This window comes from Flavobacterium sp. AK-345, assembly GCF_058310175.1.
The window spans coordinates 67,980-80,037 of the sequence record NZ_JBZEER010000004.1; the positions used below are offsets into that span (position 1 = coordinate 67,980).

At 34.0% G+C, this 12,058-nt stretch carries 7 protein-coding genes; 4 read left to right on the forward strand and 3 right to left on the reverse strand.

What is annotated here, in order from left to right:
• Nucleotides 1–39 precede the first annotated feature (39 nt).
• The 3 genes from AC4FQ3_RS09435 (at nucleotide 40) to AC4FQ3_RS09445 (ending at nucleotide 5,410) form a co-directional block, all read left to right on the forward strand.
• Nucleotides 40–3,474 carry a DUF8818 domain-containing protein gene (locus tag AC4FQ3_RS09435; protein WP_491181685.1) on the forward strand — a complete coding sequence of 1,145 codons (3,435 nt, stop codon included), beginning with the start codon at nucleotides 40–42 and terminating at the stop codon, nucleotides 3,472–3,474.
• 63 nt (nucleotides 3,475–3,537) lie between these two features.
• On the forward strand, nucleotides 3,538–4,101 hold the full coding sequence (locus tag AC4FQ3_RS09440; RefSeq protein ID WP_491181686.1) for a hypothetical protein: 564 nt from the start codon (nucleotides 3,538–3,540) through the stop codon (nucleotides 4,099–4,101).
• A gap of 232 nt (nucleotides 4,102–4,333) precedes the next feature.
• The gene (locus AC4FQ3_RS09445; RefSeq protein WP_491181687.1) at nucleotides 4,334–5,410 is read left to right on the forward strand and encodes a glycosyltransferase; all 1,077 of its coding nucleotides are present in this window, start codon (nucleotides 4,334–4,336) and stop codon (nucleotides 5,408–5,410) included.
• On the opposite strand, the gene AC4FQ3_RS09450 is transcribed toward AC4FQ3_RS09445, so the two are convergent.
• The 3 genes from AC4FQ3_RS09450 to AC4FQ3_RS09460 all read right to left on the reverse strand — a co-directional run bounded on the left by AC4FQ3_RS09450 (nucleotide 5,407) and on the right by AC4FQ3_RS09460 (nucleotide 8,876).
• The gene (locus AC4FQ3_RS09450) at nucleotides 5,407–6,702 is read right to left on the reverse strand and encodes a porin (protein WP_491181688.1); all 1,296 of its coding nucleotides are present in this window, start codon (nucleotides 6,700–6,702) and stop codon (nucleotides 5,407–5,409) included. The two genes, AC4FQ3_RS09445 and AC4FQ3_RS09450, sit on opposite strands and share 4 nt — an antisense overlap.
• Before the next feature lie 162 nt (nucleotides 6,703–6,864).
• Nucleotides 6,865–7,950 (reverse strand): sensor histidine kinase, encoded by a 1,086-nt coding sequence (locus AC4FQ3_RS09455; protein ID WP_491181689.1) that lies wholly within the window; start codon nucleotides 7,948–7,950, stop codon nucleotides 6,865–6,867.
• A gap of 242 nt (nucleotides 7,951–8,192) precedes the next feature.
• Nucleotides 8,193–8,876, reverse strand: a complete 684-nt coding sequence (locus AC4FQ3_RS09460) for a response regulator transcription factor (RefSeq protein WP_491181690.1) — start codon at nucleotides 8,874–8,876, stop codon at nucleotides 8,193–8,195.
• Nucleotides 8,877–9,106: 230 nt separating this feature from the next.
• Between AC4FQ3_RS09460 and AC4FQ3_RS09465 the strand changes: the two genes are divergently transcribed.
• A complete protein-coding gene (locus tag AC4FQ3_RS09465; protein ID WP_491181691.1) occupies nucleotides 9,107–11,884 on the forward strand; it encodes a TonB-dependent receptor in 2,778 nt (925 codons plus the stop codon).
• The last annotated feature ends 174 nt before the right edge of the window (nucleotides 11,885–12,058 follow it).

Below are 12,058 nucleotides of genomic sequence, written 5' to 3' on the forward strand. Positions count from 1 at the left end.
ATAAATACTACTTTTGGCTTTTTTAGAGTTAAAGTGTTTATGTTGAAAAAATTACTGTTTTTTACGGTGCTTATTTGGTTTTCTGGTCTTCGGGCGCAGGAAACGGAATCTTCGTACCAGACAAAAAAAGTAATTGTAACGCAAGACACAATTCACTTAGAAAAATTCAGCATTAATTCGAGCTTTTTCGAACTTTTGAATGCCAAAAATGAACCCATTGATTCGACATTTTACAAAATCGATTTTCAAAAGGGAACTTTACTTTTAAACGAAAAATTCACTTCAGATTCAGATACTCTGGTTGTCAATTATTTAAAATATCCTGATTTTTTAACCAAAGAATATTCGCTTTATAAAGACAGTCAGGTTGTGAGTAACGATGTTGGCTCAGAGAAATTATACAAACTTGAAAATACAAATGCCAAAAAAGTGACTCCGTTTGACGGGTTGAATACTTCCGGAAGCATAACCCGTGGCGTAACAATTGGAAACAATCAAAATACGGTTTTGAATTCGAATCTGGATCTTCAGATTACCGGAAAAATATCTGATAAAGTTAGTTTGAGAGCTTCACTTCAGGATAGCAATATTCCGCTGCAGGATGGCGGATATTCTCAAAAACTGGATCAGTTTGATAATATTTTTATGGAACTTTTTAGCGATGACTGGAATATTCGCGCGGGCGATGTTTTCTTAGAAAATAGAAAAACTCAATTCCTTAGTTTTAATAAAAAAGTTCAGGGACTTTCCACAAGTTTTGATTTTGGCGGTGAGGATAATAAAACCAATGTTTTTGCATCTGTCGCTTTTGTAAAAGGGCAATATGCCAAAAGTACTTTTACGGGACAGGAAGGTAATCAGGGTCCTTATAAATTAAAGGGACAAAATGGCGAATTGTATGTTTTGGTTATTTCGGGTTCTGAGCGTGTTTATGTAAATGGTGTTTTGCTGAAACGTGGTGAAAACAATGATTATACTATTGATTACAATGCAGGCGAAATTGTATTTACGTCGCTTTTTACGATTACCTCAGAAATGCGTATTAGTATTGAATACCAATACTCTGAACGTAATTATAACCGACTTGTTACGTATGCCGGCGCGACACATCAAAATAAAAGCTGGAGTTTTGGCGGTTATTTGTATTCTGAAAACGATATGAAAAATCAGCCTTTGCAGCAAAATCTTTCTCCAGAGCAAGTTCAGATTTTGAGTCAGGCGGGAGATGATCAAAACCTAATGGTAGCACCATCTGCTTACGAAGATGCTTATGCTGATAATAAAATTTTGTATAAAAAAACCATTCTCAATTCTGTAGAGGTTTACGAATATTCGAATAATTCGAGCGATGTTTTGTATAATGTAAAATTTAGCCTTGTTGGTAATAATCTTGGAAATTATATTATTCAAAACAATAACTCTGTCGAGCGTATTTACGAATATGTTGCGCCAGTAAATGGTGTTTTGCAGGGAAATTATGAGCCAATTGTAAAGTTGGTTGCCCCAATGAAAATTCAGGTTGCGACTTTTTTAGGAAAATATAATCCTGACGAAAAAACGCTGGCTGATTTTGAAATTGCCGTGAGTAATAATGATCAAAATTTATTTTCGAATATTGATGATGCCAACGATGACGGAATTGCTTTTAAAGCCAATATCAAAAAACGCCTTTTTACCAGAGACTGGACTTTGGATGCTTTTGCCAATTATCAGTTTGTTCAGGAAGATTTTAGATCTGTTGAACGTTTGTATAATATTGAGTTTAACAGAGACTGGAATTTAAGTACAACAACACTTTTGGGCAATCAAAGTTTGCTGGTTACGGGATTAAATTTTGATTTGTTTTCGAAAAAGGAAACTACAAATATTGGTTTATTTACATATCAATTTGAAAAACTGGATTATACCGAAAGTTATTCGGGAGCACGACATACTGCAACTGCATTTTTTAAATTAAATAAATGGACAATTGAAAATCAGGGCAGTTTCCTGAATTCTGATGCCACGACTTCTACTTCAAAATTCATTCGAAATCTTACCAAAACCAAATATCATTTCGGCAAAAACTGGGTTGGGGGAAGTGTTCAGATTGAAGATAATCAGGAGAAAGATAAAGTTACAAATGAGTTTTCGTCCCTGAGCCAAAGATTTTCAGAATATGGTATTTTTGTTGGGCGTGGTGATAGTACAAAAGTTTTTGTTGAAGTGGGATATTTGCAACGTCGCAACGATAGTTTGCAAAATGGCTTATTGCAACATGTTAACGATTCAAGAATGTATGTTTTGAAATCGAAATTGATTCAGAACAAAAAAACAGATTTGGCGGTTTATGCCAGTTACCGAACGTTGAATTTTACTGATGTTTCCCGAAAAAATGAACCTTCATTAAATTCGAGAATTCTATACAACGATCGTTTTTTTAATCAGTTTATGCAAATTGGAACGGCTTATGAAACGAGTTCGGGAACTATTGCACAACAGGAATTTACCTATATTGAAGTTCCAACTGGACAAGGCGTTTATACCTGGAATGATTATAATGGCAATGGAATTCAGGAACTGGAAGAATTTGAGGTTGCTCCTTTTCCGGATCAGGCTAAGTTTGTGCGTATCTTTTTGCCAAATCAGGTTTATATCAAAACAAATCAAAATAAGTTTTCGCAATCTGTAACTTTAAATCCGTTGCAATGGCAAAACGAAACTGGTTTTAAAAAACTGGCTTCTTATTTTTACAATCAGACATCTTTTATTATGGATCGTAAGGTAAAAAGTGAGGGCGATCGTTTAGAATTGAATCCGTTTAGTTCATCAGACGAAAATATGCTGGGATTAAATTCGAGTTTTAGAAACAGTTTTTATTACAACAGAGGCAAACAAAAACATTCTGTAACGTATTCTTACCTTATTAATAAAGGAAAAAACCTGCTTTCGATTGGTTCTCAAAATGTCACCAACAATTCGCATCAATTGCAATACACACATTTGCTGCAAAAAAGCTGGTTGTTTAATTTCTTTACTAAAACCATCAAAACCAATTTAGTTTCTGAAGATTTTACTGAGAAAAATTATGATCTGGATGGCTATCAAATTGCTCCGAAAATCAGTTATTTATTCTCGAAAAATACAAGCCTGGATTTCTTCTACGAGTTGCAAAACAAGGAAAATAAAATGGGGAATTTTGAAACACTGCGTCAAAATAGATTGGGAACTTCTTTTTCTTATGCCGGCGAAAAAAAGATAACAGTAAATGGCGAGTTTTCTTTTTATGAAAATAAATTTGAGGGAAATGAATTTTCATCTGTAGGATTTCAGATGCTTGAAGGGCTTCAGGCTGGTCAAAATCTGGTTTGGAAGCTTCTTTTACAGAAAAATATAACCCAGTTTTTAGATATTAACTTAAATTATCAAGGCAGAAAAAGTGAAACCGGAAAAACAATTCACACCGGAAATGTACAGCTTCGTGCTTATTTTTAACACTTTGAGAACAACATTATCATAAATTGATTATTTTTAATCGAAATTTTAACCTCTCAACTTATGAAAAAATTATTATTAATCTGTTTTGTATTTGTTCTTTCCGGTAATTTCTATGCTCAGGAAACTACAACAACTACTAAGTCTAAAACTGAAGCTAAGGCGAAAAAAGCAAAATCAGATGCAGACAAAGCTGCTGCAGACGCTAAAAAAGAAGCTGCTAAAGCCAAAAAAACAGCTGATGCAAAATCTGACGCTGACAAAGCTGCCGCCGCTGCCAAAAAGGAATCGGCGAAAGCCAAAAAAGATGCAACTAAAGCAAAATCTGATTCTGAGAAAGCAACTGCAGATGCCAAAAAAGCAAAATCTGACGCTGCCAAAGCAAAAAGCGATGCTACTAAAGCAAAAAGTGATGCAAAAGCTGAAGGCATAAAAGCAGACACAAAAGCTAAAACAACGGCAACTAAAAAAACCGGTACCAAAACTGTAAAAGAAACAACAGAAAAAGCACCAAAAGTTGCGGACAAAGTGACCGGAGAATACAATGGTAAAAAAGTATATACCGGACCTAAAGGCGGTAAATACTACATAAACTCAAACGGTAACAAAACGTATATTCAGGATTAAAAAAAGATATTGAGGTGCTACCCCGTAGCTTCGGAACTGAGATACTAAGATGCAATGCTTTCAAGCCGAACTTACGTTCGGCTTTTTATTTGCTGAGAAAAAACTTAGAACCTTAGTCCCGAAGCTTCGGGATAGCTCCTCAGCATCTTAAATAAGAGTTAATAATTTAGTAATATGCCCGAAATAGCAGAAAAGACTTATTTATATATCTTCGTCAAAAAGCAAACTTAATATGAGTATTGAATATTCGGCAAACAAAACTATTTTAGTCGCACCGTTAAACTGGGGCTTGGGCCACGCCACAAGATGTATCCCGATTATAAAAGCATTACAGGAAAATAACTTTATTCCGATAATCGCTTCTGACGGAATTGCACTGGCTTTGTTAAGAAAAGAATTTCCATATGTGCAAACTTTAGAATTGCCTTCTTATCATATTGAGTATGCAAAAAATGGTAAAAATTTTAAGTGGAAGCTGATTAAAAATCTTCCTAAAATGATTACGGCCATTCGTGATGAGAAGAAAATGGTAAAATCGTGGGTTAAAAAACACGGCATTGATGGTATTATTTCAGATAACAGATTAGGAGTTTTTAGCAAAAAAATTCCATCGGTATTTATAACGCATCAATTGAATGTGATGACTGGAAATACAACATGGTTCACAAGTAAATGTCACCAGCATGTTATAAAAAAATACACGGAATGCTGGGTTCCTGATACGGATGAAAAGGTAAATCTTACCGGTGATTTAGGGCATCTTGAAACTAATGACCTAAACTTAAAATATATTGGGCCTTTGAGCAGAATGCGCAAAAAGGAAACTCCAAAGATTTATGATTTGATGATTATTCTTTCGGGGCCGGAACCTCAACGTACTTATCTGGAAGAAAAATTAAAGAACGAGGTTGTTAATTATGAAGGGAAAGTTGTCTTTGTAAAAGGTGTAGTCGAAAAAGACCAAACCAAACTAGAATCAGGAAATGTTACTTATTACAATTTCATGAATTCAAAACAGTTGGAACAAACCTTCAATGAAAGTGATTTGGTTTTGTGCCGTTCCGGTTATACTACCGTTATGGATTTGGCAAAATTGGGCAAAAAAGCTTTTTTTATTCCAACTCCGGGGCAATATGAGCAGGAATATTTAGCGATAAAACTTCAGGATGAAAATTTGGTACCGTATGCATTGCAAGACGACTTTACCATTGAAGATTTATCAAGAGTAAAGTCGTTTACAGGTTTTTCTCAGTTTCAGGATAATATCGACTGGGATTCTCTATTTTCTATATTTGAAGATAAAGCTTAGAAGTTAAACTGCGCTTGCAATCGCAATAAGTTTCCTTGTTGTCTGTTGATTGGGAGCGCGCTGTCTTCAAAAGTTCTGTCGGCAATAACGTATTCTGCCGTAAGTTCGAATGCTTTAAACGGCTGCCATTCTACACCAATTTCGTAATCACGTACAACATAACTTCTGGCATCTTTCTCATATTTTTTTCCTCCGTCATAATACTGAAATTTGGCGAAAGGGTAAATATGCTGTTTTTTTATGTCTAATTTATAATTCAATAATACATAACCTCCGTTTAGATCTGTTTCATCAACGGTGTTTGTAAGCGTGTTATAACGAGGTCCGGTTCCAATATTATATTCCGTTTGAATTCCGAATGGCTTTGGGTACAAAACAAAAGTTGCTCCAATTCTCTGGTCTTTTACATATTGAGGATCATTAACTATTACACCTGAAGAAATCTCTCCGGTAAAAGCCCATTTTCCGGTATAGGCCTGAATTCCGGGTTCGATAATCTGATTTCCAATTACAAACGGATAAGTTGCTCTTGCCACAACATTTATAGCTCTGTTTCCGTCTAATTTATTGGCTATTTGTCCGTTATAAACTCCAAAAGCAAAAACTCCAAAATCGCCGGAACCTTTATAACCATCTTTTACCAACATCGAGAAACGCTCTCTGATTTCGGCCGGGGCCCAATAAAAGAATAATCCTAAATCGCGTTCGTTTAGTATAGCACTGTTCATGGCGTCGTTTCTGTCTAAAGCCAATCGTTGTCCGCTGGATTGCATGTTTTCAAAACCATACGGGATTTTACTTTGTCCAACACGCACACGATATTCCTTTTTCTTATCAAAAGAAAGATCAAAATACAGGTCACGAATTTGAACGAAATTTTGAATTCCGCTACTTGGCGAACTGGCAAAATCTGGCTGGAAGTAAAAAAATACATTTGGATGCACTTGTCCTGAAAACACTAAACGGGCCCGTCTGATAAAAAGTCCATTGTTTGCTTTTGCATCCGGAGCTGTAGAAGTTGTTCCCCATGATTTATCACATTGGTCACAGGAAACTTTATCGTTTGTAGAAAACAAACCATTGTATCGTATTTGTGCATAACCTCTTAGGGAGATTCTGTCGTACCAGTGTTCATCGTTACTAACGCCTGATTTGGTATCCGGAAGTTTGGCTTTGTTGATAGAATCAAGAAGACGAACTACTTCTTTTTTTACATCTTCTTTAGTTAACTCTTGCGCATTTGCAACACAAGTAATTAGCAATAAAATTGCAATTATTTTTCTTTTTATCATTTTCTTCTAATGCACTAAAATTCAAGGTGCAAAGATGTATCACTAATGTTAAGAAATCATTAACACCGTGTTATCATAATAAGAAGATTTGTTTAGAAATAGTTACGCAAATATTATTGCCCTTGCCAAACCTTGTTTTGAGTACTTAATAGCTATAGAAGCTTACAATTTTTTAACTTCAACTTTCTGTGCCTTATATGCTTTTTCGAGCGTAAAAGAGAATTCAGAACCAATTCCGAACTCACTTTCTACATATACTTTCTCTTTATGTGCCTCAATAATATGTTTTACGATAGCCAATCCTAATCCAGAACCACCTTCAGATCGGGTTCCGCTTTTATCGACACGGTAAAAACGTTCAAAAAGTCTTGGAATATTTTGTTTTTCAACCCCTTCTCCATTATCACTAATTCTAATTAAGACTTTTTTCTTGGTTAAATTAACTACTCCAACTTCGGTTAAACCACCTTCTTTTCCGTATTTAATTGAGTTTACAAGTAAATTCTCCAAAACCTGCTGAATTCTGTCCTGATCTCCGCGAACAATAACCGATTTTACATTTCTGCTTTCAAAAGCCAATTTGATTTTTTTCTTTTCGGCTTTCATTTCCAATAAATCAAAAACATTCTGAATCAGCTCAACAATATCAAAATCAGTCATATTCAAATCCAGATCACCAGACTCAAGTTTGGTAATCATGTCTAGATCTTCCACTATATATATAAGTCGCTCTACTCCTTTTTCGGCACGTTTTAAATATTTTTTTCTGATGTGTTTATCATCCATTGCACCATCAAGCAAAGTAGAAACATAGCCCTGAACCGTAAACAAAGGTGTTTTAAGTTCGTGCGAAACGTTTCCTAAAAACTCCCTGCGGTATTCTTCACGAATTTCGAGCATTTCGATTTCGAGTTTTTTATCTGTAGCAAACTTTTTTACTTCACGCGAAAGCGTTTCCATATCTGTTGTTATGGGCTGATTGATAAGTGTTGTCGATTCTAATAACGAAACCTCATCGTATATTTTTTTTACTCTTCTGTATATAAAACGTTCTACACGATATTGCAAAACCAGGAAAGAAAAAATGTAAATCGATAAGAGAAAAACTAATCCAAACCCTATTTGATGTTTCAGTTGATTTTTATAAAACAACGACATCAAAATCAGCACAAATCCTGTTGCAAAAAGACTTATATATAATGCCGACTTTACAGCAAATTTGTATGTTTTCTTAAAATTAATTTTCATTGAATATTTTTAACCATTAAGGGATTTTTTCACCATATAAGTGATATAAGTTCATTTAAAAGTAAAACTTATTTTCTATGTATTGAGTAAAAATTTGAAAAAGTCAATCTTTGTCAAATTAAACTTTGACAAAGATTGACTTTGATTTCAAAAGTATGGACTATAATTGAATGTTAGATCACAATCAAATACTTAGCAACTTAGTATCTAGTCCCGAGGCTTCGGGATTGCAGCTTAAAAAATTAAACTTCAAATTTATAACCTACTCCTTTTATTGTTTTAAAAAGATCTTCTCCAATCTTTTCACGTAATTTTCTGATGTGAACATCGATCGTTCTTCCGCCAACTACTACTTCGTTACCCCAAACTTTATCAAGTATTTCATCTCTTTTGAAAACTTTTCCAGGTTTTGAAGCCAGCAGGTAAAACAATTCGAATTCTTTTCTTGGTAATGCAATTTCTAAATTCCCTTTTATGATCTTATATTCTTCGCGGTTAATTTCGATTCCGCCAACATTTAAGGTATCACTAACAACTTCTTGTTCTTTTAACCTTCTTAACAAAGCCTTTACTTTACTTACCAGTAATTTTGGCTTTATCGGTTTTGTGATATAATCATCAGCACCTGCATCGAAACCAGCTACTTGCGAATAATCTTCGCTTCTTGCTGTTAAAAATGTTATGATAACATTATTTAATTCTGGTATTTTTCTGATGTTTTCACAAGCTTCCATACCGTCCATTTCTGCCATCATCACATCCATAATAATCAGGTCTGGTAATTCTTTCTGAGCTTTTGCAATTGCATCTTTTCCGTTTGAAGCTGTTACAATTTGATAGCCTTCCTGAGCAAGGTTATAGCCTACGATTTCTAAGATATCCGGTTCATCGTCGACCAATAAAATCTTGGTTTGAGTTTTTTTCATAAAATAGCAAAAATTGAGTTTTCTCATCAAATTTGATTCTAATAAATCTGATGGTTTTTAATTGCGATGGTAAATATAATAATAAATCGACGGTTAAAAATCGCAGTTAACGGTAATTTAATCTCGTAACAATTTGATAATCTACAGAACACAAAAACATAACAAGTGCGTAACATGAACTTTACAGGGCGGTTCTTTCTTTGCAAAAAAATAAATTAAACACAACTAAAATGAAATTCAATCTAAAATTTCTATTATTTACATTATTTATCTGCACGATTTCGGTCGCTCAAAACAAAGGTACAATTTCTGGTGTATTAACCGACAAAGAAATGAACAATCAATCGCTTCCTTTTGCGAATGTCTTAATAAAAGGAACAAACATTAGTGCAAACACTGACATTGACGGAAAATATTCAATATCTGTAAATCCGGGAAGCTATACTTTAATTTTCAGCTTTTTAGGATACCAAACTATAGAAGCTCCGGTTACAGTTAAAGCAAACGAAACTGTAACAATTAATCAAACACTTACTTCTGGAGAAGGTTATGCTTTGAAGGATGTTGTGGTGCAATCATCTGCCGGAAACAAACAAAAAGAATCAGCTCTATTATTAGACCAAAAAAATGCAGTTTCTTTTAAAGCTGCAATTGGTGCCGAAGAAATAGCTCGAAAAGGAGTTAACGATGTAGCAAATGCTGTATCTAAAGTTAGTGGGGTTTCTAAAAACGACGATTCAGGAAATGTTTTCGTAAGAGGATTAGGAGATCGTTATAATGTTACAACATTAAACGGACTTCCATTACCATCAAACAACCCTGCAAATAAAAATATACTTTTAGATATTTTCACGACAAATATTGTAGATAATATTGGAGTAAGCAAAACATTTGAAGCTCAAAACTATGCCGATTTCGGAGGAGCAAACATAGATATTGCTGCAAAAAAATTCAGCGGTAAACCTTTTGTAAGTTTTTCAATTGGAACAGGGGCTAACACAAATGTTTTAGGTCAAGATCATTTTTATCTACAAGATGGTCCTACTTATACTGGATTTAAAAAAGTTGGAGTTCCAGACTCTCCATTACAACCATATAGCTATGCAACAAGCTGGGACAGACAGGAAAACAAAAACATATTAAATGCTTTCTATACTTTATCTGCTGGTAAAAGATTCAATATAAATGATGAAAGTTCAATTGGTACTTTTGTTACTGGTTCATTTAGTGCAAAAAATAAATACACGGAAGGATACAGTAGAGGGGGAATTACTTCTGACGGAGATATCTTTTCTGATTTTTACAGAACGGCGTACAAACATAGTACTACTACAACTGTGATGGGTACAGCTGATTATAAAATCAACAACAAAAACTCGATCTTCTTTACTTCTTTATTCTTGAATTCAAGTGAGCAAGATTACAGCGAGTATGAAGGAACAAACCAGAATTTTGATGGTGGTGGAGACGCTCTTCAACAAATATCTGGATTTATTAAACGTGGAACTTTTGAAAGAACTCAATTAATTGTAAATCAATTAACAGGAAAAAATAAGTTCAACGATCAGTGGAATTTAAATTGGGGTGTAGGATACAGCATGTCTAATAGTGCAACTCCGGATCGTATGCAAAACTCTTTTGTGTATGCTCCAAATGCTATAGACTACACATTTTTTACCAATTCAAACATCAATAATCACAGATTTTTTCAGGACTTAAAAGAAAATGAAATCGCTGCAAATGTTGCTCTTTCTTATAACTTCAAAAAAGGCAGTGATGATACTTACAAAGGAAAAGTAACTGTTGGTTATTCAGGAAAGTTCAAGAGTGTAGATTACAACATGGAACAATATTCATTTTTCCCGAACAGAACTACAATTTCTTTTCCTAAAGAAGACATACACCATGTAGATAATTATTTAGATCCTGCACACTGGGGTTCATCTTACTCAAACAGAATTAACCAATTGTATAATGGAAATTTAGATATTAATGCTGCATTCGTTAATGTTCAATACTCTTTAACGGATAGATTGAGTGTGATATTAGGGGCTAGACTGGAACAATTGAATCAAAGTGTTTTCTATATCACAACAACAGTTCCGGGTGGCGGCAATTCTGATGATTCAAAGTTTAACATTTTACCAAGTTTAATTTCAAAATATACTTTAACAGACAAACAGAACTTAAAGTTTTCTGCGAGCAAAACATATACACTTCCTCAGTTTAAAGAAAAAGTGCCAATTATTTATGAAGATGTCGCACAAGCATACGAAGGAAACCCTAATTTATATGCTTCAACAAATTACAACTTCGATTTAGGATGGGAATTTTTCCCGAAAGCAGGGGAATTAATTTCTGTAACTGCATTCGGAAAAATCATTCAAAACCCAATCAACGAAATGTTCCTTAACTCTTCTTCAAATGATATCTCTTACGCAAATACAGGAGATAAAGGAACAGTAGCTGGGGTAGAAGTAGAATTTAGAAAAGATATTTTTGAAATTGAAAATAATAACAACCTAAAGACAAAACTTTCTTTTGACGCAAACGGATCTTATTTATACACCAACCAAGATCTAAGCAACGATAAAGTAAACAACGAAAATGATTTTGGAGCAAACTTTACTTTTTCAGAAAGTAAATTAACAGGGGCTTCTAATTTCCTTGCCAATGCTAACTTATCATTTTTAAATGAATTCAGAGAAGGACAGGATTTCAGTGCAACGGTATCTTACTCTTATTTTTCAGATAAATTAGCTGTTATTGGAACCTCAAGAGTAGGAAACCTGGTTGATAAAGCTGTAAATAAATTAGACTTTATCGCTAATACAAGTTTAACTAAAAACTTAAAATTAGGTCTTATTTACAATAACATCCTGAATCCAACTTTTAAACGTGTACAAGAGCAAGGAAAAGTACCAGGAAAAGAATCTGTTGGTGATATTACCGCAGTTTCATACAAAGCAGGTTCAGATTTCAGACTTACTTTAAATTATACATTCTAAGAAACTGTTCTAAATAAATACAAAAGGTGATTAGGTAACTCTAATCACCTTTTGTAATTTAAAACGGCAATGTAAATTTTATATTAAGTCGAGTCTTATTTATACCACTATACTTAATACATTGTTAATACGGTCTTAACTCAACAAAAACATATGTTCATTTACTTTGCCTTG